Raw genomic sequence first — 20,643 nt, forward strand, 5'->3', positions numbered from 1 at the left:
GATGAAACACCTGATTGTGCCTGTTCGACTTTTCGTATTTTTGATGCTATGTGCCTCAACATCTCTCACAGGGTGTACCAGCCTGGCACTTTCACAGTGGGGCTTGAATAAAGACCACAAATTTGCCACTGCGAAGAAGCCCGCTTTCGAAATCGTCGCCCTCTGGGAGCCGGCGGAAGGCAAAGGCGTGGATGGTATGCCGACGCGTGGTTTTGCCGGCCAGTTGCTGTTTTTCCAGCATAACAACACTTCCCCCGTGTATGTAAAGGGAGAGGTCTATGTGAATCTGTATGATGATCAAGGGGAGGCTGCCACTCAGCAAAATCCAATTCACCAGTACAAATTCGATTCGGGAGCCTGGCAGGTACACGCAGTCGAGTCCACCCTGGGTCCTGCCTATCAGGTCTTTATCCCGTATGTCCGTAAAGGCAGAGATCAGGCAGAGTGTGCACTCCGCGTTCAACTGACTCAAAAGGATGCACCAGAGATTTTCTCGCGTATGATTTCTGTCAAGCTGGATGGCAAGACGCCTCAGGTCACTCAGGAAACGGTCGCACAAACACCTGCAACACAATCAGAAAAAACGAATGTGTCAGTCGACACACTCGCCCGTCGGGAGAGTGGCAAAGCGCTGGAACTTTCACCAGAGCATAAACTCAGACAGTTGAAACGTGCTCTGGAGGAAAGCAGTCAGATCGAGCAGGTCAGTGCCGAGTCCGCTGCACCCGTTGAAGACAAACGAGATGAACGTATTCACCGTCTGGAACAACAGTTGGGCGAATTACTCAATCAGCAGAATCGTACCATTCAGGCGGGATATCAGACTTCCAGCCAGCAACGCCCTCCGGAGCAACCGAAACGCTATCAACAGTTTCGCCTGAACAGCTCAGAACAATAACAGAAAAACAGATTATTTACTTTGTGGGCAATTGGACGATGTTATAATTAACGGGCACGAGTTTTTATTTTTCGCTCTGATCACGGATATAACCATGCGACGCTTTAACTGCCGAAGTGCTTTCTATGCCATGCTTTATGCAATCCTGCCTATTGCTCTGACTACGACCGGCGAAGCACAGGTACAAACCCTGTCCAGCAATAGCACCTCTCAGTCAGGGGGAAGCACGGGAACCACCATTGGAAATCTGAATTCAGGAAATCAGGCAGGCGGAAATGCACAATCTGGACTTTCTACTATGGGGAATTTTCAGAATCTCAATCCTCAGAATGGCTTCGTCGGACGAACTGATGATACACAGAATAATTTTATCGGCCGCACGAATGCCCAGGGAACAACAGGCGCGAATGGCGGTCAGAACCGCAACTTCAACAGAGCTGCAACCAGTGGCTTACGAAACGGGCAAAATCAGCTGAATGCAGGTCAGACAGGCCCTAAGGTTCCCGAATTTCGTCCCCAGTTACGTGTTGCCTTTGCCGCAACTCCTTTGCCTCTGAATAACGTTCAGACATCGATGGGAGAATCCTTCACACGCATCAAAGAGCGCCACGAACGGTTACGCGATGTCGAGTTCCAGTTGAATCCCGATCACAGCGTCACACTGCGAGGCGAAGTCGAATCAGCGGGAGCAAAGAAGCTGGTTGAGTTTATGGCCATGCTGGAACCTGGTGTAAGAACGGTCAAGAATGAGCTCACCATCACAGCCCAGCCAGTGATCCCGGTTCCCGCAACTCAGATCAACCAGTCTAAATAGACGCTTTAAGCCAGTGAAGGTTCTGCCGGTGATTTGACGGCCTTCATCAGCAGTGCATACTGGTGATCATGTTCTGTCAGTTGATCAGCGCGATCTCCCAGATGATTTTCGGCATAGGGAATTTTCACCACATGCCCGCTGCCGGGAGCGACTTCGATTGAATCTGATTTCTGATTCAATAATGCATGGAGATTGAAGACGGTATTGCCGGTGGGAGTCATCAACTCCAGTTCATCGTTGAGACCAAACTTATTTTTGACATCCACGATGATACCATCTGCATCGCGATCGATGATATCTCCGACAAACTGCTGCTTGTTAGCCATGGAACGGCCATGCTCATAATTCTGCATACTCTCCGAGGCATGTCGCTGGAAGAAGCCTTCGGTGTAACCACGATTGGAAAGACTGTCGAGCATTTCCAGCAGGTTTTCATTGAATTCCACGCCCGCAGCAGCATCATCAATGGCCTTACGATAAACCTGGGCCGTCCGAGCTGCATAAAAGAAGGACTTGGTCCGTCCTTCAATCTTCAAGGAACTGATTCCCATGTCGGTGAATGTTTTCACATGCTGAACGGCGCGGAGGTCTTTCGAATTCATGATGTATGTGCCATGCTCATCTTCGTAAGCAGGCATATACTCGCCAGGCCGCTGTGGTTCTTCGAGCAGAAAGACCTTATCGAGAATCGGCAATTGCGGGTTTTGTGGCGGAGGTGGATTCTTTAAAACGATATCCCCTTCGAGTGTTTGCACTGCATCACTGACTTTATAATCCCAGCGGCAGGCGTTCGTGCAGTTCCCCTGATTGGAATCGCGGTGATTCATGTACCCCGACAGCAGACACCGCCCGGAATACGCGATACAGAGCGCACCATGTACGAAGACTTCCAGTTCCATATCCGGGCATTCTTCCTGGATCTCTGCCACTTCTTTAATCGACAATTCGCGCGAAAGTATGATGCGTGACAGACCAAAGTTTTGCCAGAATTTGACGGTTGCATAATTGACGGCATTCGCCTGGACAGACAAATGAATGGGAACCTCTGGCCAGCGCTCCCTGACCATCATGATCAGCCCCGGGTCAGACATGATCAGCGCATCGGGCTTCATGTCAATCACCGGCTCCATATTCTTCAGGTAACTTCGTACCTTTAGATTATGAGGGGCAATGTTACTGGCGATATAGAATTTCTTGCCCAGTCGATGTGCTTCTTCGACCGCTTCCGCCATCACTTCCAACTTGTTGAATTCATTTTCCCGGACACGCAGACTGTAGCGAGGTTGACCTGCATAAACGGCGTCTGCTCCGAATGCATACGCGTACTGCATGGCCTTACGGGTTCCCGCGGGTGAAAGAAGTTCCGGTTTCATTCTGATACCTGTATTACTTTTCATCTTCAAAAACGTGGAATTGAAAGCACATCGCTCAAGGCAGGATAGTATTAGTTCCGGGGAACTTTCCATAGGGCCTGGGCAAAATTCCTGCCTAAATCCAGATAACCTTCTGAATTATAGTGCCAACGATCAGAATAACCATACTCATCCGTACTGGTAACAAGTGCAGCCCACTTGTCTTTCTCCACAAATGCCGCCTGAGCAGCCCGCACAATCTCACCATATTTCCAGACCTTTCCCTCCGGATTGTCACCCGAATCCGAAATGCGTCCGATCACCACAGGCAGGTCATCTGCATAGAGCGTCGCGCGAATTAAGTCCATAAGACGCTTGAGGTTCGCTTCATAACTCTTTGCGATTTCTTCCGTATAAGCAGCATCACTTTCCCCCTGCATCCAGACAATTCCCGCAGGAACCAGCGTATCCGCCTCTCCATCATGGTCGATATCAGTCGTCTGCAGTGCCCGTTTCATACCCGCCAGAAAATGATCATACTGATTGATCCCCTGCCCTTTTCCGGTCCCTTTTTCAAAATCAGGGTCCCAGCAGCCGAAGTTCCCGGCAGCATCAACGGCAATTGAGGTCCCTCCCCGCGAAATCTTGATTAACGCAATGTTCGCTTCCGGGGCCAGTTCCTGCAATGTTTTCGCAAAAGACAACTCCACACCAAATCGGTTGGAATACGTATTCTCTTTCCCATCCGACTTGAACCCGGCTCCATGGCCTGGTTTTAACTCGGACCAGAGCCCTCGCCCGTCAACGGGTACGACATCGGGAGCAGGATTCGCATGATAGATCATCACGCCCGGAACGGATTCCTTGAGATGATCGGGCAGGTCTTTCACATAGCCATACCCATCCATATTGGACTGACCACCCAGAAAGTAAACCTGATAGTTTTTGGCAAATGCAGAATCAGATTCTGCAAGCAGAGAAAATAAAACCAGCAGTATAACCAGACACAGAGAACGAATCATCGGGAACCCTTTCACTTTAATCGTCAGAGAAGACATCAGTGGCGAATCAAATTCGCAGGTCTGCATTATAGCGACGCAGCAGATCCCAGAAAATCGTAGCGGGGTAGATCAGGCTATGATCTCGTCGATCGGCTGACCATAATCCATTTCCAGACGTTTATGCCCGGGCACTTCCAGACGTCGACTATTCAGTCCCAACTGCTGCATCAACGTGGCGTGCACGTCGGTCACATAGTGTGGATTCTCTTCCGCATGGAAACCGAGTTCATCCGTTGTCCCATGCGCGACGCCCCCTTTAATCCCCCCGCCGGCCATCCAGATGGAAAACCCGTACGGATGATGATCGCGTCCATTACTACCCTGGGAACCGGGGGTCCGACCGAATTCGGTCGCGAAGACAACAATCGTATCTTTCAACAGCCCGCGACGTTTTAAATCCTTCAACAATCCTGCAGCAGGCTGGTCAACCTGTTTTGCCAGTTTGGAGTGGCCCGACTTCAGATTCGAATGCGAATCCCAGGCACCGGCTGCACCAGCGCCGTGCATGATCTGGATAAAGCGTACGCCCTTCTCAACAAACCGTCGGGCTGCCAGCAATTGCATCCCGAATGCCTTGGTTTCGGGTTGATGCAATCCATAAAGTTCCTGGGTCTCTTTGGTTTCCTGATCGAAGTGAATGACTTCTGGAACTGCTTTCTGCATTCGAAACGCCAGCTCATATGATTTAATGCGGGCCTGGAGGGTACTGTCGTTGGGAAACTTCTCAGCACTCAGTTGATTGAGTTGATTGATCAAGGAAAACTCAATCTTCTGTTCAGCACTTGAGAGATCCAATTCCGGTTTTGCATAGGGCAGTGGATTTTTGGGATCGACTTTGAGGGGAACGGAATCATAAGCCGGTCCGAGATAATGACCGTCTCTGACATCAAAATACCGGGGCCCCATGTTAATGAACTGAGGCAGATTCTGATTGAGTGAGCCAAGCCCGTAGTTCACCCAGGCGCCGATCGTCGGCACTCGTTCATCCAACATGTGTCGACCGGAATGAAACTGAACCTGTGCGCCATGATTGTCATCGGTCGTCCACATAGATCGCACAATCGACAGATCATCCACACATCCCCCCAGATGAGGGAACCAGTCACTGACCTCGATCCCGCTTTCGCCATACTTTTTATAACCGACCTGCAGCGGATACACTTTATTTCTTTGTTGCCCGTTGGCATCGTTAACGACAACCACGCGTACCCGCTTCAGCTTTTCAGATTGCTGCACTGATTTCCAGGGAGTTTCGCTGATCGATTTCCCCGAGTACTTGTTGAGCATCGGCTTGGGGTCAAAACTCTCCATATGGCTCACTCCGCCTCGCATGAACAGCCAGATCACACTTTTGGCTTTAGGAGTGAAATGCGGTTGCCCATCCGGAGCCTGGTGCCCACCGGCAGCGCGGGCTTCATCCTGCAGAAGAGAGGCCAGCGAAATACCCGCCAGTCCGGAACTGAGGTTCGTCAAAAAGTTTCGACGGGGCAATGAAGTTTGTTGATTATGATTTGACATGACACACCTTCAGCGGATCGTGATGAAATCGTTATGATTAAGTAAGGCGTGCACCAGATTCTCACGTGATCGCCAGATTGGATTCTGATGTTTCGCTGCTTTTAAAGTGGCCTGCGTCTCGGATAACGCCTGACTACAGATTTCAAATTCCCGGGGCGTTGGTTCCTCACACAGAATTCGTGCATAGGCCAGTCTGATAAATTCCTGATCACTCAGCGAAGGCTGCTGCTCGCGAATGTTTTGAACCATTTTCCGTGCCATCTGTAGAGAGACTTTGCTGTTCGCCAGTGTGAGCGCCTGCTGAGGAACCACACTTTCATTGCGACGATAACAGGCAAAGATATCAGCCGCATCAAACATGCCGATAAACTTCTCCTGCGAATCACGGGAGTACGTGAAATACAGGCTGCGGCGTCTACTATCCTTATTCTTGTCAGGATCAATCGTCGGGCCTCCCAAAGTCAGATCCAGTTCACCCGCCAGATGCAGCAGGCTGTCGCGAATGACTTCTGATTCCATCCGCACGGTATTCCGTTTCCAGTAGTACCGGTTCGTTTCATCTTTCGTCAGGTTCTCTGGATTGCTATTCAGGGTGGAACTACTGAGCTGATAGGCTTGCGAAGTTACCATCAGCGTATGCAGATGTTTCATGCTCCATTCATGTTCCATAAACTCGACCGCCAGCCAGTCCAGCAGATCCTGATGTACGGGGCGCTTCGCTCTCAATCCGAAATCTGTCACATCTTCGACCAGCGGTTCGCCAAAATGACGCAGCCAGATATGATTCACAGCCACTCGTGCCGTCAATGGATTTTTTTGATGTGTAATCCAGCGTGCCAGTGCCGAACGACGGCCGGTACTGGTTTCAGGATAGGGTTGATAACGGGAATCATTTTTTTCAGCTGGACCTTCTAAGGCTTTTCGTGAGGCGCGAATCCGCGTGTATTTTTCACCGGGTTTACTGACCGACTCTTTTGCTGTCTTGACTGCTTTTTCCGCTGCGGCGATTTCTTTCGTGAGTTTCTGCTTCGCATCTCCGCTGGCTGTTTCTGCTTTCTCTCGGGCCTGCGCCAGATTCTCTTCTGCCACTGCCAGTTCATATTTTCGAGCTGCCAGTGCAGCAGCATGCGTCAATGCGGTCAGTTCATTTTCGGAAACACCATTCAGGCGAGCTTTCTCAACGGTGTAAGCAGTCTGTAATGTCTCCGGGTACAGACTTGCGACTTTCAACGTCGCCTGAGCCCGTGCCACCTTTGCCTGCGCGAGTGCCAGTGACATTTTCACAGGCTGCTTGCCTTCAATCATCGTTTCAGCGGATGCCAGAGTTTGAACATTGATCTGTTCGAATTCCGCTGCTGCGTCAAACGCCAACAGTTCCAGCTTACCGGTTTCGCGTGGGAGAGGCAGACGATAGGAAAGGGCATGCGCGCCATTGATGGCGATATTTACCAGTTGATCGCGAACTTTCAGTTCCAGTTCATAGGGTTGATTCAGTTTGACTTCGCAGGCGTGTCGCCCCTCGGCGGGATAAATGGATTTGCCATTCTCTTTATAAGAGACCTGCAGTTTTGAGCCCGGCTGTACCGCACTCAGGTAGATCATCTTTTCCCGATCGCCGGTCACGTCAAACGCCAGACCGACAGAACGCCATTTATCACCACCCGTGGTCTTGAATTTGAAGCGGGCTTTGAAATCATGCGGATGGTTCTGTTTCGAACGTAAATACGCGCGACCATAACCCGTTTTTGTCTGAATCAGCTTACCATCCAGGTACGTCCATTCACCAGGGCCCAGCGCCCAGAACTCAGGATTCTCTTTTTGAAAATCATCTTCCAGAAATGTCACTGCCTGGTCAGATACGTTTGCAGCGACTTTAGTCTGTGCAGTCTGCTCCAGCTGAGCCAGTTGTGTCGTCGCCTGGTCAGACGCATTCTGCGCGGCCACCATTTTTTCTTTTGCGGCCTTCAGTTGATCCTGTAGAACAAACTCCTGTAAGGCAGGATAATGTGCTTTCGCCGGTAGAGTGACTGATGAAACCTTAAATTCATCGAAAGTGAAGATCTCCGGAGTCGCCGGTTGCATCTCCTGGCTTTTATCCGGATTTTTCTCATCGCCCCGGATGTGCAGATAAGTTTTGGTGTCTGCGTGGGCATCAAAGATCCGCGGTAACCCATTCTGTTCCAGATCGATTTGACCCGGCAGTGGATCCAGACGGACCTGATATGGTTCGAAGATTGCCCGCATAGAATAATAATCAACGTGGGTCAGTGGATCGTATTTATGATCGTGGCACTTGGCACAATTCATGGTCAGTCCCAGAAACGCTTTAGAAGTATGTTCCAGAGTGCTGTCCAGCCAGGTCGTGCGGTTAAACAGATAGTAATGCCGCGCCAGAAAACCGGTAGCACGCAGTGCCTCGTGGTCGGTTGGTTTCAGCTCATCCGCGGCAAGCATATCCTGAACCATTTCTCCATAACTGCTGTCACGGTTCAAGGATTCAATAATCCAGTCGCGCCAATGCCAGATGTGCTTCTGACTGTTGCGTAATTGTTTGCCTAGACCGTACCAGTCGGTGTAGCGCCAGATATCCATCCAATGGCGTCCCCAGCGCTCGCCATATTGTGGGCTCGCCAGTAATTTTTGTACGACTTTCCCGTAAGCATCGTCATCGGTATCGTTCGCAAACTTCTCGATCTCCTCTTGTGACGGAGGCAGGCCGATCAGATCCAGATAGACACGACGGATTAAAACACGACGCGATGCAGGTGCAACAGCCACCAGTCCCTGCTGCCGACGTTTTACTTCCAGAAAAGCGTCGATCGGATTTTTCAAACCGACATTGGGGACCTTTGCCTTCACAGGTGTCTGAAAAGCCCAGTGATCTTTGGGACTTCCCGGAATTTCTTCTTTGGGTGTGACGGCTCCCTGTTCGATCCAGGTTCTGATGAGAGCAATATCATGATCAGAAAGTCGCGACCCATCCTCAGGAGGCGGCATCTGCTCATCTTCTTTAGCCATAATGCGTTCCAGCAGCATGCTCTTGTCCGGCTTCCCCGGATGAATGACAGCTCCCGAGTAACTTCCTTTGAGCATCAGCTCCCGTGTCTCCAGACGTAACTCAGCCTCTTCTTTCAGAGCGCTGTGACAGGCAAAGCACTTCTCTGCAAAGAGGGGCTTGATCTCTTTCAGGTAATCTACTTTTTCAGCAGACTGGGCTGTTCGGGCAGATCCTGTCAGCAGAAACAGCAGCATGAGGAAAGAAGCGGAATGAATTCGTCGAGGATTTCGTATGCTCATACATTAATATGTACCAAGGAACTCAAACCGTGATAAGAGCTTACTTTTGATTTTTATATATTATATATATTTTTCTTTGTATATTTTATACAAAGTAGGTCAGGTTTCACGCATAATCAGCACAATACGAACAGTGGGACCAGCTTGACTGGAAAGCGATGAGTATCATCAGCCTCTGTTTCAGGCAATGCAACTTACCGCTTCTGATATTGATCAGCCTTGAAGTCCGAACATTTCGCGTCTACTATTGCTTCACGGAAAACAGTAAGTTGAAACGTGGTAAACTCAATTCACTCCCGTATTTCTGAAGCAGGAAGTGGTTCACTCATTTCCAGGAAAATCAGAAAGTCGACTCCGGTTTTATGATCCGAACCCGGAATCGAAACGTTTACTGCTTCAAGACATAACACCGTTTCACATCCGCGTCATTCAACCAGCGATTACAGATAAGGGATTTGACAATGACTGATGATGCTAATTTGAGTAATGAACCAGGAACTCACAATGAGTTTTCTCAGGATAGTATCTACCTGATTTCCTATCCCAAAATTGTGTTTCTGTACCCTACACTGCTGGTTTCCATAGCCGCTGCGATTTACATGACCTTCGCTGGAGAGTCGGCCCACATTGGTGGCCCCAGCGAGCATATGGCGGAAGTCATGGCGTTGATCTTTCTCGGGGTCTTTGGTTTAAACCTGACGGTCCTGGCATTCGATTTTCCGCGTACGACATCCCTGACACTGTTCTTCCTGGGGGCTGCCTTATTTATGGGGGCCTGGATGATCCTGCGATTTAATCCGGGGATTATTCCTCCCCTGACCAACATGCTGAAAGGTTTACGCCCTTGGGCAAACTCTCAGATGTACTGGCTGTTTTCCAGCATTCTGGGGCTCATCTTTATCTGTGTGGCCATTTATGTCCGCTTTGATTACTGGGAAGTCAAAGGCAACGAACTCCTGCATCACCATGGATTTCTGAGCGATCTGGAACGATTTTCTGCACCAAACCTGAAGATCGATAAAGAAATCAGCGATATCTTTGAGTATATCCTGCTGCGTTCCGGGCGACTGGTGCTGCACCCGCGCAATGAACCCCGGGCGATCGTATTGGATAATGTGCCATTTATTTCCAAGAAGGAAAAACAGATTACCCGCATGCTGGGTGCCCTGCAGGTCCAGGTTCGGACCGACAAAAACTAATACTGATCACGCTGAACCACTTTCAAGGGACGCGTGTCGATCAGGAACGGGTTCACCCGCTTCAAAGTAAGATTTAACATCAAGTAGTATTCTGTCGCTGAACCAGGCTGGTTTGCGGCAGTCGGAGATGCTGGCAATGGGTAAAAAAGGAAAAAAGAAAGCTTCGAAAGAAGACCCGAATTCACGTACGATTTGCCAGAACCGTAAAGCCCGGCACAATTACGAAATTCTGGAGACACTGGACTGCGGAATTGTGCTGGCCGGCAGTGAAGTCAAAAGCATTCGCGCCAATAAGGTTTCGATCGAGGAAGGTTTTGCGCGGATGCAGAATGACGAGGTCTGGCTGTTCAATGTTGATATCGCCCTGTATCCACAGGCCAATACCATGAACCACCAGACCCGCAGGCCACGGAAACTGCTGATGAAAAAAGCTGAGATCCGCAAATTCGCCGAACGATCTGAAAACTCCAGCCTGACATTAGTCCCGCTCACCATGTACTTCACTCGAGGACTGGTGAAAGTCAAACTGGGAATCGCCAAAGGCCGCAAACTGCACGATAAACGCGAAAAGCTCAAGAAAGACTCCGCCCGCATGGATATCCAGCGGGCAATGCGAGCCAGAAATAATTAAGGCCCCGGAGATTTCTCCTCGGGGCTTTGAATGATCTACCAGATTTTCTTCTCTGGATTAATCCTTTGCTTTATTCGGATCGATATACAGTTTGAGATGAACTGTCTGACCCTTTTTAGCAGTAGCACCTGGTACGGGGACCTGCTGATAAACGTGATGGATCAGTCTGGGCTCATCCGCAGGATCACCGGGCCACACTTTAGTCTGGAAACCCATCTTTTGCAGCAAGGCTTCGGCGGATTGAAAATCGTGTCCGACCATGTTGGGAACTTTGAAAGTCGCTTGCTGGACAGGAACCTGTTGAACTGGACGTTGTATAGGTTGCTGCACCGGGCGTTCCACTTTTTTCTCCTCCGGTACTGCGGCCACTTTTCCTTCCAGTCGATACCCAGCCAGTTTAGGAGTAAATGGGTCGGTTCCCCAGATTCTGTCGATGATCCGATTTTTATTGGCAACCACATCACTGAAAATATAAACGGTTGACTGCTTTCCGCTGGGATGAATCAACTGTACGGCTGCGGGTAAATAGGTCTTCGGATCCAGCTTGATTTTTGCTTCACGGTAATTGGCAGCATCGGCCTTACGACGTGGTTTAGCGGCAATGATGATCTGCTCGGGCGTATTGACCAGCAGCTTCAAAAAGTAACGCTCTTTGGCAACTTTCGCTGGCATACCAAACAGAAAAGGGAGTGGACCTTCCATGATATTGACGCCACGTCGCTCCAGAGGAATGGGATAGACTTCATATTTTTTTTCGTTTTCATCAATGGAAAAAATCCGTTTGCCGTCACAGATCCAGCGTTCATCCTGACCTGGTTTCAGCGCATAAAAACCACCTTTATCATTGGGTTTATCGCTTTTCGCACCCTCTGGAATTTTCATTCCAGAGATATCGATACGCCCTTTATCAGGCTGCTCGTAATAGAATTTACCTTCCGATTTTTTTTCGACCTGGAATACATCGTCATACTCGCGGCGAAGATGGTTGCCTTCCAGCTTTTGAATTTTGGCTGATTCATTTTCCCAGTTTTTCAGGATCTGTTCCAGCGCAGCTGGTAATTGTTGCTCGACCTGGGGTACCTGATTGGCAGCGGGTTGTTGTCCCTGCGCTTGAGAAAGCTGATTGCACAGCAGCAGGCCCGCTGCAGTACAACAGGTGAAAACGAGTGCGCTTTGAAGTAAGACAGGTTTTAATTTCATTGTTTATCCAAATCCTTCCCTGAATTGCAGGTCTGGCAGTTCTCTGTGCCAGTGAGACTGGCGTTGGCCCGATATGATAATGCAATCCGTGCTATTGAAGAAGACAGGTTCATCGAGTGAGGTGGGGAGTGAATTTCAGCTAGATTGATTGGAGATATGGTGTTCGGTCAAAAGCGACCAGATTTTAGCAGGTTCCGTAAATCGTGACTATCCAAATTTCGTGATCTTGTTTACCAGGGTGATTCCATTAATTGAACAATCTGGTTCGCCAGACTGTCGGTCGCGGTATGGGTGGCGGTCGCCAGAGATTGCCCGACTTCGGGTGCAAACGCAGCCTGTGAAACCAGTTGCACCACATCCGCAGAGATTGGCACTTCCTGTTGTGACAGAATCCTCCCCGTCCGCATATCTTCCCAGGTCACCTCAACCACAAACCTCAGATTCAGGTTTCGCGGGTCGTTATTTTGTGTCGTTGCTAAAACACTTTTATCAATTTGTTTAATCGTTCCGGTTAAACGTGTATCAGCTGCCTCCCCTTTGGCCAGATGAAAGGGAGTGCGAGACTGAATTTTTTGCTGGACCGCTTCAGTCAGCTGATATTCAAAACCGCGTCGAAAAGTCTTGTTTTCAAAGATGGGTACATAAACGGTCTGCACATCTGTCTGATAGGAATTACCCACGGTGTAACCGCAGCCTGCCATATCAAAAGACAACAGAATCAGTAATAACATTTTAACCAGGAAACGTTCCATAAATTTATTCAACAGATCACTGAGAATCTGACCTGCAGGGACAGCTCTTACAGTTTAATTCGAGCTGGCTCTGCCTCTTCTTCCAGGGGTATCTTTCTGATCGGTTCACCAAAACCTTCCAGTTGCAAGCGTCCCGGCGGTTCCAGTTCGCGAGGTACCTCGGCTGCGTTGGCGGGTGCTTTCACAGGAGCTGGTTCGGATTTTCCAAATCCAGGCAGACCAGGCAGAAAAGATCTGGCTGGTTCAGGCTGTTCGGTGACCTGCTTTTTCGGTGTCGCATAATTCGCCCAGAGATGGCTGGTGTTTTCTCGCCCGAGTTCTGCCAGTAACTCTCGGGCCTGATTGGCAAACGGCGAAGTGGGGTAATGTTCAATCAACAGGTTACAATAAATGGCTGCCGATTTGGGTTTACTGCGACGCATCCAGTATTGCACCGTTTCCCACTCTCGCTTCGCTTTAGCCTGTTCGATTTTTTTCAGCTCTTCCTTAAGACGGGCCTGCTGGGCTTCCGGGAAGAGTCTGAGTGTCGTCTCTTTCAGTTCTCCCGCATCTTTCAACACGGTGGCATCATAGGCGGGTCCCTGATACGACATCAGTTTCACATGTGTTCCGAGCATGAAGGCATCTTTCAGATGCGGACTTTTGGGATATTCTTCCCGCAGCAGGCTGAATGTCCGGTCGGCGTCCATGTAGCGACCTTTTTTCAGATAGTAACTGGCGGTCAGCATCAGGGAATCATCAGCAAGGGGGCCAGTCGGATCGTGCAACCAGATCGATTTAAGCGCTTCCAGTGCCCTGTTTTCAGTATCAAACACAGGTCGGCTGCGGTCAAACAGATTCGGCAGTAATGCCCAGCGTGATTTTCGATCTTTGCCGTCAGAGGGAATCTCCGGAGTCTCAGAGCCGGGTTTTTCCAGATTGACCTGCTCGATTTCACTCCCTTTGACGATAGTCGGTTCCTGCAGCCAGTAACGGGCTATCGTAAACATTCTTTTGGTTGTCTGATCCAGATGGCGCGTCGAGGGAAAATCGACCAGTAACTGATCATAGCTGTCTTGTGCCCAGGAATATTTTTTTTGTGCAAATTGAGATTCTGCCACCATGAACTGGGCATCTTCTTTGATAGGATCGTTCTTAAACCTTTTGACGATCGCCTTGAATTCTTTTTCAGCTGCTTTGTAATCCTGCGCTTTGAATGTTGCATTTGCCTTCTGATATTCGGCGGCACCGACTGAGGGCTCGAAGAAATTTGACTCTTTCTTTTTTTCCCACATTGCGGTCTGCATGATTCGCTGCATCGGGCCCCGCACTCCCTCGATCGAAGGGTTATCGGTCTCGCTCTTTTTAGACCATGGCGGTTTCATCGCGGAAAAATCCGAAGCGCGATCACCAAACATGGCGCAACCCGAAACCAGGCCACAGACCATCATTGCTGAAGTGAGCAAAATGAATCGAGGCAGGTTTGAAGTGTGATATTGTATGTCTGAAGTGGACATGGTCATCCCTGACTTCCACCCGGGGGAATTGATGTGATTATAATTGAAGGTAGGGCGCCATTTTGGGGCGGCGTCCCAGGATATGAGACATGGTTGTTGACAGTAGTTGTCGAATTTCTCGTTGCTGCTGAAGGGATAGGTTTAATCGCTGGGAAAGTAAAGTATTCTCGTCGGACAGCTTCTGCAAGATTGTAATCGTGCCACGGGAAACGCGTACGTTGCCATGTCGCTGTTGTTCACAATCCTGACAATACAGCCCGCCATTACCGGCATCATACAGATACGATTCCGACGGCCCGAGTTCTCGACTGCATCCTGCACAGTATTCGAACTGAGGTAACTGACCGATTTCTTCTAAAATGGTTAACTCGAATTTTATCAACGATTTCTGAAAATCATCGTGTTCCTGTAAGTGTCGTAAAACTTCACAAGCCGCATCGTAGAGCTCCGGATGAGGATCATATTCCTCAGTCAAAGCATCCAGTAATTCGGCAATGTAATAGCCCACATACAGGTTGGATAGATTTCCAGGATAAGGGCGAAAACGATTTACCAGCTGAGCTTCGGTTAAAATATCAAGCCCGCCGGAAGATTTTCGGATGAAGACTATCCGACATGTGGCTAACAAGTCAATAGCAGCCTCAAACGAGCTTTTCAGCCTTTTTGCACCTTTCGCCAACGCTGCAGTCTTCCCAAAATCTCGGGTAAACCAGGTGATCACTTTACTGGATTCGCTGAAATCAGCCAGCCGAATCACAACACCTTCGGTTTTTTCATTGGACATGGACGGAACCAGATTACACGGCGTGAGTCCAACTGGCTTGTCCTGTCCCGGTAGTGGAATCAGAAACCTGCCTGAAGTTGAATGTAGGGAAAGAATGAATTTTAGGAAGTGCCCCGGCGTTCTGAAAAGGAGAATCGGGAATATTTCCGGCAAGCAAAGGGGAAATAAAAATAGCCTGCGAAATTATTCGCAGGCTGAATTGTTGCACAAAGGCAACCAGCGCTCAATTGGAGACACACTTTTGAATACAAAGCGCGTAAACCTTCAGGAGGCCCGAAAGGATCCTATGCGAGATCCTTTATTTCAGACAGACGCAGAATGAGCCTGCCGGTATTTCTTAAAAGACGTCCAGAAAGAAATGATTGCCTTTATGATAAGGACGATCACTGGGGTAGAAATTATGCCAGTCTTTGTTGTAGACAGGAATTCTTCTGTTTTCCGGATAGCGATAGTAGAGGTTATCGTAGCTACCCTGTGGTCTCTGGAAGTTCTGGGGATAATAAACATAAGGGTAGTGGTAAAAACGATTCCAGTCAGTAGGTTGTCCACGACCAGCCGCCAAAGCATCGGAAGGCGAAAAGGTAGACGTGGCCAACCCAACCACAAACAGGAACAACCCTGCGAGCATGAGACGCCGCACCATCATAGTTCTCTCCTTGCCAGTCAGTAGAAAAAAGCGATCAGTCCAGTCTGGACTGCCCTTAGAATATCAACAGATGGAACTCCTGAAACAACAGGATTCCACTGTATTCATCGGCCCGGAGAGCGGCGGCACAACAGGAAACTTCTGCATAAACGGATTAATCGTCGTAATTCAACCTGGTCACCTGTATTAGAACCGTGATTGGTCGCTGGCTCGGTCTTAAACAAGCCATGCTGTCGAGATGCCTTCCATGATCCAGCGGTCCAGAATGCGGAACAACTCTGTATCTTGAGTGGTTTCCGTTTTCAGAGAATTAACAGTTTGGATATCTGCCCCTGTGGTCTCCCACATGCGGCTCAACCACTGTGCAGAAAGTTTGCTGTCAGAATGATTTGTGGAACGGCGGTCGAGGAGCACCCGGTTTGCCTTCAGACTGGCACCGGATGTTTTCTGAAAATCTTTATCACTGAACCTTCCGTTCAACAGAGCGGCACCGGCAAAAAAGCGGGGGGCTTTCAGTAACAGCTTTGTAGCCATCGAACAGCCATTTACAGTCCCTGCCAGATAGATTCGATCTTCATGGATATTCAGTACTTTACGCAGTTCCAGGACTGTTTTTTGAATGCTTTCCACGAACTGGGCGGCAAACAGATGACTGTCGGGCCAGTGATACCCGTTCTCCGGTGCTGCAGGATCGATGGCAGGCGCACGAAAGGAAAGCCCCAGATAATTTCGCAGGCTGATTTGAGGCATGATATGATGCAGATCATGCTCTGATCCCCCGTCCGGGTGCAGCCAGATCACCAGGGGATAGGCATAACCCGGCTCATAATGCTCGGGGCGAAACAGCGAAATATTTTTGAGAGGCAGTTGTAACGGTGTTTCCGTATCGCCCTGCATACCCAGGATTCTGTTTTCAGCCGGCGACTGCAATTGCTCGGCATTCATTACCTGTTCAATCCATTTAAGACGCTGCGTAAAATCCATTGTCAGTCTGCTTTCGAAGAGTAAATCAGGGGGTAGTCTTAAATGTGGGGGATGTTTCAGTTTTATTTCTGGTAAGCCAGTTCCATTTTTGAGGCAGGATTCGTCCCGGCAGGGCTGGTTGCACCATAAACGGGAAGATCAACGGCTGAAGCCACTTCGCTCATCGGGAAGTATTTACCCGGGCAGGCAGTCGCTTTGACATCGCGGTGCCCCTGTACGTGATCACTGGTAATGTTGTATTCCGCTTTGAGAACACCCACCAGTTTTTTCACAGCAGCCAGCTGCGCATCGGTGGGGGGCTCATTTTCGAAGTTCCCAACCAGACAGATTCCAATTCCGTGCTGGTTATATTTGTTATTTCCGGCATGGGCACCATGCATCTGCTCGCGCCAGCGGAACGTAGATTCGATCGCGCCATCGGGCATTCCGTTGCCGTTACCAATCACAAAGTGATAACCAATGCCCAGCCAGGAATTACCCGATTTATCTTTTTTCTTGCTGTGCAAGTCATGGATACTTTCCACACTGCCGGTTGAGGACGCGGTATGATGAATCACAATGTACTCCCAGTCGCGGACTTCCGCCTCTGGTTTCCAGGGATTTTGTGGCTCGATTGCCAGTGGTTCAACAGCAATTGTAGGAGGTGTGGTAAATAACGGCGCACCGGGTACAGGTTTCGCGACCTGTGGTGAGTATTGGGGAGCCGGTGTTGGAGAATTGATCGCCACAGGAGGTAAGGAGTTCCGCTGAGCGCATCCTGAGATTTCAAAGGCCGGCAGCATCGCGACACAACACATTATGATGCCCTTCATATTGCTGCCCTCCCTGACAGCGAACCTGCAGATCAACTCATTTGAAAAAGGAAACGAAAGAATTTGAATCTAGATGATAGATACTTTAAGTCGGGACTGTAATTCCGAGCCGTTTTTGTGTCAATGCGGGGAGTGCTGGTGCTTTGAGCGGTGCGACATCGGCGACAGAAAAACTTGAATCAGACGACTCAGAAATTAGAAAATACTCCTTATTTACCCTAAACCCGGGACGCAACCTCACCCTGTTTGAACCAATTTATCCATTTTGCGCAACACACACGATTTTGAGCAAAAAAACGAGTTCCAAAATTTAGGACTCAACCTGGTCTCTCAATCAGCCGAAAGCGTGCGGCATTGGGCATGAAACTATCGCCGTAACTAACCGGAATGTCAGGCGTTACCGTGGATGTCAGTTCTTGGCTCGAATGACATCTGTGAAATAGGCTGACTCAGTCCATTGCTTGAACCAGACATGCAACTGTCCTGCCAACTGGTCTGCTTCCATGAGCCCGGCTTCAGCAAAGTCGTGGATTGCCTCACCGACTTTTTTACCCTGCTGCAGACGGGAGAGCAGAAAAAATTCTGCTTCGGAAATCGCAGCGCGACGCACAATATAATCCCGGCGTGTGATCGCGAGACAGGTGGTCTTGGGATCCGGAATGGCAGGTGTCTCTCCACGTTTGGTGCTGGTGATGAATTCCTGAACTGGAAACTGCAACTTCAGTAACCGAAAACAGGGGGCCAACTGTAAGACCAGATCGGGCCACACCTCCGGAGTAACTGTATTCAAGGTCTCGGCTGTCAAAAGTGCCTGCTTTTCGATCCCGGGGCCGTCAAAAACTTCACTGTAAACGCGTTCCAGCGTCGCCAGTTCGATCAGAAAATCAGTCCAGTCAGGTGTACCTGCATTCGACTGCGGTTCTGGTCGACTCTCCTCCATAAAGCGGGGAAATCGTGCCCCCAGTTCCCCGAGTGTATAACTGGCAGGAGGATACTTCTGTAAATATTGCATGCTGAACGCACCAAAGGCTGCGGTCCCCATCGCAGCAACCAGGGCTGCATATTCCTCACTGAGACATTCCAGCAGCCGCGCATAGTAGGCATTCGCATAAATACCGATGCGCTCCTGGCTCGTCTGTTGGCTGGATCGGGTAATCACCGATTCCAACTGGTCGTCTGTCAGCGGTATCTCGCGTTGTGCCTCTTCCGAAGCGATTCCCGCTTCAATGCCGCCGGGCGCGCTGATCACCGTCTGCATCCAACGCTGTATCTGATCCAGTTTACGTTCCTGTCGGTTCATTCGACTTCCGCTACGATAAATGATGCTGGATGCGGAATGGCCCGCGAATCAACATGGATCGTCTCTGCTTCTGCTTTAGCTTCTTTCGGCTTCGGAAGATTTTCATCCATGTACTGACGGGCTTTTAATACTTCCTGATGTACCACCGGGAACGGAGGAATCTCAGCATCCCATTCCAGGAGTGTTGCTACTCCCCCGGTGCGCTGGTGCAGTAAGCGAAACAGATTCCAGACCGGATCGACCACATGGCCGTCATGGGTATCAATCAGGTGAGTTCCACAGTTGGTATGTCCGGCCAGATGACACTGCACAACCCGTTCTGCAGGAATGGATTCCACATAAGCGACCGGATCAAATTCATGATTCACACTGGAGACATAGACGTTATTCACATCCAGCAGTAAACCGCAGTCTGCTTCTTCAGCCATACGACAGACGAACTCTGACTCGCTCATTGTCGAATCCTGAAATTCGAGATAGCTGCTGGGGTTCTCCAGGACCAGTGGTCGTTCGAGGATGTCCTGCACAATTCGAATCCGTTCAACCAGATGGGAAAGTGTCGCTTCACTATAGGGAATGGGGAGTAGATCATGTGAATTGAGGCCGGCTACACCGGTCCAGCAGACATGATCGGAAATCCAGCGTGCATTGATACCTTCCGCCAGCAGTTTCAGTTTTTTCAGATAGTCACGGTTCAACGGGTCAGTACTGCCGATTGACAGTGAGACGCCATGCATGACGATCGGATAACGTTCCGCAATCTGTTCCAGCACGGCACGCGGGCGGCCGGCAGAGTCCATGAAGTTTTCGGAAATAATCTCGAACCAGTCTACTTCTGGCTGTTGTTCCAGAATATGGGAGAAGTGAACGGTCCGCAGACCAACTCCCAGCCCCAGATTCTCATGTCCCAGACGTGGATTCTGCATGGATCTCAACTTTCGTTCCTTGAGATGAAAAAGGACTTGCAGGAGTGTCGTTATTTCAGGTCATCACACAAAGCGGGCTCCTCATCAAACTGATTGAAAAGGAGCCCGACTTCCCAGTCTCAAGAATGACTCTTTAATTTTTTTTAGGTTCTGGTGCAGGACCGACTTTCTTACCCGCTTTTTCCATAGCTTTCTCGAATTCGGCTCGTGCGAGTTTCCAGGCCTCAGGCATCAGAGGTATGTGGCAGCCTCCTTTACCTTTACACGAATTCATGCCGGGATTGCTGCCACAGCCGCCCTGCCCTTTACATTCGTTTTCACCCGAGCAACTGTGTTCTGCAACGGAAGCACAAGCTCCGAGACCGGCACATTCATTTTCAGTACCGGCATGTTTGCCTTTGCAGGTATTCAAACCGCGGCAGACATGTGGTTCTTTCATCAGCAGGCTGACATCTTTATCACTGGTCTCGGCTCCTCCTTCAGCAGCGTGATCATGATCGTCGTGTTCATCGGCAGCAGTGCTACCGGCTTCTGCATCAGTGGCTGGTTTTGCAGGTGCAGGTGGTGCAGCAGGCTGGCAGCCCGTCATAGAACCTGCCACCACTCCCCCAAAAGCAGCAAAGGTCAGTCGATTAAAATCGCGTCGATTCATTTCTGGACGTTTCATGGAATACCTCGGAGTTTCTATATGGCTAAAAGATGTAACATCAAACTGTGAGTTAGTTCAGACTAATCAGAATTCATTACCCATTCTGTGAGTTATCTCACATTTCAACTCAGAATTAAACTGATGAGTCTGGTTTTCAATAATTATTTGAACTTCTTTTCCATGATCAGTTCCTGATTCTTCTACCTCATATCAATGGAATTTCATCAAGGATGTCCGTCTGAAACCAGCATGTTGTACGCTGGTGTAAGCCAGCTCACAGATTCTATTCCTGAAAAGTTCGATACTCATTTCAGACAAATTGAT

Annotated in this window: 18 protein-coding genes; 4 read left to right on the forward strand and 14 right to left on the reverse strand. The window is 49.5% G+C overall.

The annotated features are described in order from the left end of the window. Position 1 precedes the first annotated feature (1 nt). Entirely contained in the window at positions 2–898 is an 897-nt protein-coding gene (locus tag Pan161_RS25170; RefSeq protein ID WP_145231487.1) for a hypothetical protein, read from the forward strand. 94 nt (positions 899–992) lie between these two features. Continuing rightward, positions 993–1,712 (forward strand): BON domain-containing protein, encoded by a 720-nt coding sequence (locus Pan161_RS25175; protein ID WP_145231489.1) that lies wholly within the window; start codon positions 993–995, stop codon positions 1,710–1,712. Between the two features lie 5 nt (positions 1,713–1,717). Here Pan161_RS25175 and trhP read toward each other — a convergent pair whose 3' ends face one another. The 4 genes from trhP to Pan161_RS25195 form a co-directional block, all read right to left on the reverse strand. Continuing rightward, the gene (gene trhP / locus Pan161_RS25180; protein WP_145231491.1) at positions 1,718–3,085 is read right to left on the reverse strand and encodes a prephenate-dependent tRNA uridine(34) hydroxylase TrhP; all 1,368 of its coding nucleotides are present in this window, start codon (positions 3,083–3,085) and stop codon (positions 1,718–1,720) included. A gap of 71 nt (positions 3,086–3,156) precedes the next feature. Beyond that, complete coding sequence (locus Pan161_RS25185) at positions 3,157–4,086, reverse strand: sialate O-acetylesterase (protein ID WP_232103483.1); 930 nt, start codon at positions 4,084–4,086, stop codon at positions 3,157–3,159. A 108-nt stretch (positions 4,087–4,194) separates the two neighbouring features. Further along, entirely contained in the window at positions 4,195–5,643 is a 1,449-nt protein-coding gene (locus Pan161_RS25190) for a DUF1501 domain-containing protein (protein WP_145231495.1), read from the reverse strand. A gap of 9 nt (positions 5,644–5,652) precedes the next feature. After that, positions 5,653–8,940, reverse strand: coding sequence for a PSD1 and planctomycete cytochrome C domain-containing protein (locus tag Pan161_RS25195; RefSeq protein ID WP_145231496.1), 3,288 nt, complete (start codon positions 8,938–8,940; stop codon positions 5,653–5,655). 461 nt (positions 8,941–9,401) lie between these two features. On the opposite strand from Pan161_RS25195, the gene Pan161_RS25200 reads away from it, so the two are divergent. Next, a complete protein-coding gene (locus tag Pan161_RS25200; protein ID WP_145231498.1) occupies positions 9,402–10,139 on the forward strand; it encodes an FHIPEP family type III secretion protein in 738 nt (245 codons plus the stop codon). Between the two features lie 136 nt (positions 10,140–10,275). Further along, a complete protein-coding gene (smpB, locus tag Pan161_RS25205; RefSeq protein ID WP_145231499.1) occupies positions 10,276–10,770 on the forward strand; it encodes an SsrA-binding protein SmpB in 495 nt (164 codons plus the stop codon). 57 nt (positions 10,771–10,827) lie between these two features. Here smpB and Pan161_RS25210 read toward each other — a convergent pair whose 3' ends face one another. The 10 genes from Pan161_RS25210 to Pan161_RS25255 form a co-directional block, all read right to left on the reverse strand. Beyond that, the gene (locus tag Pan161_RS25210; protein WP_145231501.1) at positions 10,828–11,970 is read right to left on the reverse strand and encodes a PASTA domain-containing protein; all 1,143 of its coding nucleotides are present in this window, start codon (positions 11,968–11,970) and stop codon (positions 10,828–10,830) included. A gap of 230 nt (positions 11,971–12,200) precedes the next feature. After that, the gene (lptE, locus tag Pan161_RS25215) at positions 12,201–12,722 is read right to left on the reverse strand and encodes an LPS assembly lipoprotein LptE (RefSeq protein WP_145231503.1); all 522 of its coding nucleotides are present in this window, start codon (positions 12,720–12,722) and stop codon (positions 12,201–12,203) included. Positions 12,723–12,769: 47 nt separating this feature from the next. Continuing rightward, on the reverse strand, positions 12,770–14,218 hold the full coding sequence (gene bamD / locus Pan161_RS25220; RefSeq protein WP_197995511.1) for an outer membrane protein assembly factor BamD: 1,449 nt from the start codon (positions 14,216–14,218) through the stop codon (positions 12,770–12,772). A 37-nt stretch (positions 14,219–14,255) separates the two neighbouring features. Beyond that, complete coding sequence (gene recO / locus Pan161_RS25225; protein ID WP_145231506.1) at positions 14,256–15,002, reverse strand: DNA repair protein RecO; 747 nt, start codon at positions 15,000–15,002, stop codon at positions 14,256–14,258. Between the two features lie 337 nt (positions 15,003–15,339). Further along, positions 15,340–15,645, reverse strand: coding sequence for an MFS transporter (locus Pan161_RS25230; protein WP_145232899.1), 306 nt, complete (start codon positions 15,643–15,645; stop codon positions 15,340–15,342). A 219-nt stretch (positions 15,646–15,864) separates the two neighbouring features. Continuing rightward, on the reverse strand, positions 15,865–16,632 hold the full coding sequence (locus Pan161_RS25235) for an alpha/beta hydrolase (protein ID WP_145231507.1): 768 nt from the start codon (positions 16,630–16,632) through the stop codon (positions 15,865–15,867). Positions 16,633–16,694: 62 nt separating this feature from the next. After that, positions 16,695–17,444, reverse strand: a complete 750-nt coding sequence (locus tag Pan161_RS25240) for a peptidoglycan recognition protein family protein (RefSeq protein ID WP_232103487.1) — start codon at positions 17,442–17,444, stop codon at positions 16,695–16,697. Positions 17,445–17,853: 409 nt separating this feature from the next. After that, entirely contained in the window at positions 17,854–18,744 is an 891-nt protein-coding gene (locus Pan161_RS25245) for an HvfC/BufC N-terminal domain-containing protein (protein WP_145231509.1), read from the reverse strand. Further along, positions 18,741–19,670: an MNIO family bufferin maturase gene (bufB, locus tag Pan161_RS25250; RefSeq protein ID WP_145231511.1), complete on the reverse strand. Its 930-nt coding sequence runs from the start codon at positions 19,668–19,670 to the stop codon at positions 18,741–18,743. Before bufB ends, Pan161_RS25245 begins: the two co-directional genes overlap by 4 nt. 133 nt (positions 19,671–19,803) lie before the next feature. Next, positions 19,804–20,337, reverse strand: a complete 534-nt coding sequence (locus Pan161_RS25255; RefSeq protein ID WP_145231512.1) for a hypothetical protein — start codon at positions 20,335–20,337, stop codon at positions 19,804–19,806. Positions 20,338–20,643: the final 306 nt, after the last annotated feature.

The organism is Gimesia algae (assembly GCF_007746795.1).
Lineage (GTDB): Bacteria > Planctomycetota > Planctomycetia > Planctomycetales > Planctomycetaceae > Gimesia > Gimesia algae.

Excerpts from the sequence above, each read along its gene's own strand:
- Pan161_RS25170 (WP_145231487.1), top strand. The coding sequence starts at position 2 with ATGAAACACCTGATTGTGCCTGTTCGACTTTTCGTATTTTTGATGCTA.
- Pan161_RS25175 (WP_145231489.1), top strand. The coding sequence starts at position 993 with ATGCGACGCTTTAACTGCCGAAGTGCTTTCTATGCCATGCTTTATGCA.
- trhP (WP_145231491.1), bottom strand. The coding sequence starts at position 3,085 with ATGAAACCGGAACTTCTTTCACCCGCGGGAACCCGTAAGGCCATGCAG.
- Pan161_RS25185 (WP_232103483.1), bottom strand. The coding sequence starts at position 4,086 with ATGATTCGTTCTCTGTGTCTGGTTATACTGCTGGTTTTATTTTCTCTG.
- Pan161_RS25190 (WP_145231495.1), bottom strand. The coding sequence starts at position 5,643 with ATGTCAAATCATAATCAACAAACTTCATTGCCCCGTCGAAACTTTTTG.
- Pan161_RS25195 (WP_145231496.1), bottom strand. The coding sequence starts at position 8,940 with ATGAGCATACGAAATCCTCGACGAATTCATTCCGCTTCTTTCCTCATG.
- Pan161_RS25200 (WP_145231498.1), top strand. The coding sequence starts at position 9,402 with ATGACTGATGATGCTAATTTGAGTAATGAACCAGGAACTCACAATGAG.
- smpB (WP_145231499.1), top strand. The coding sequence starts at position 10,276 with ATGGGTAAAAAAGGAAAAAAGAAAGCTTCGAAAGAAGACCCGAATTCA.
- Pan161_RS25210 (WP_145231501.1), bottom strand. The coding sequence starts at position 11,970 with ATGAAATTAAAACCTGTCTTACTTCAAAGCGCACTCGTTTTCACCTGT.
- lptE (WP_145231503.1), bottom strand. The coding sequence starts at position 12,722 with ATGGAACGTTTCCTGGTTAAAATGTTATTACTGATTCTGTTGTCTTTT.
- bamD (WP_197995511.1), bottom strand. The coding sequence starts at position 14,218 with ATGTCCACTTCAGACATACAATATCACACTTCAAACCTGCCTCGATTC.
- recO (WP_145231506.1), bottom strand. The coding sequence starts at position 15,002 with ATGTCCAATGAAAAAACCGAAGGTGTTGTGATTCGGCTGGCTGATTTC.
- Pan161_RS25230 (WP_145232899.1), bottom strand. The coding sequence starts at position 15,645 with ATGGTGCGGCGTCTCATGCTCGCAGGGTTGTTCCTGTTTGTGGTTGGG.
- Pan161_RS25235 (WP_145231507.1), bottom strand. The coding sequence starts at position 16,632 with ATGGATTTTACGCAGCGTCTTAAATGGATTGAACAGGTAATGAATGCC.
- Pan161_RS25240 (WP_232103487.1), bottom strand. The coding sequence starts at position 17,444 with ATGAAGGGCATCATAATGTGTTGTGTCGCGATGCTGCCGGCCTTTGAA.
- Pan161_RS25245 (WP_145231509.1), bottom strand. The coding sequence starts at position 18,744 with ATGAACCGACAGGAACGTAAACTGGATCAGATACAGCGTTGGATGCAG.
- bufB (WP_145231511.1), bottom strand. The coding sequence starts at position 19,670 with ATGCAGAATCCACGTCTGGGACATGAGAATCTGGGGCTGGGAGTTGGT.
- Pan161_RS25255 (WP_145231512.1), bottom strand. The coding sequence starts at position 20,337 with ATGAAACGTCCAGAAATGAATCGACGCGATTTTAATCGACTGACCTTT.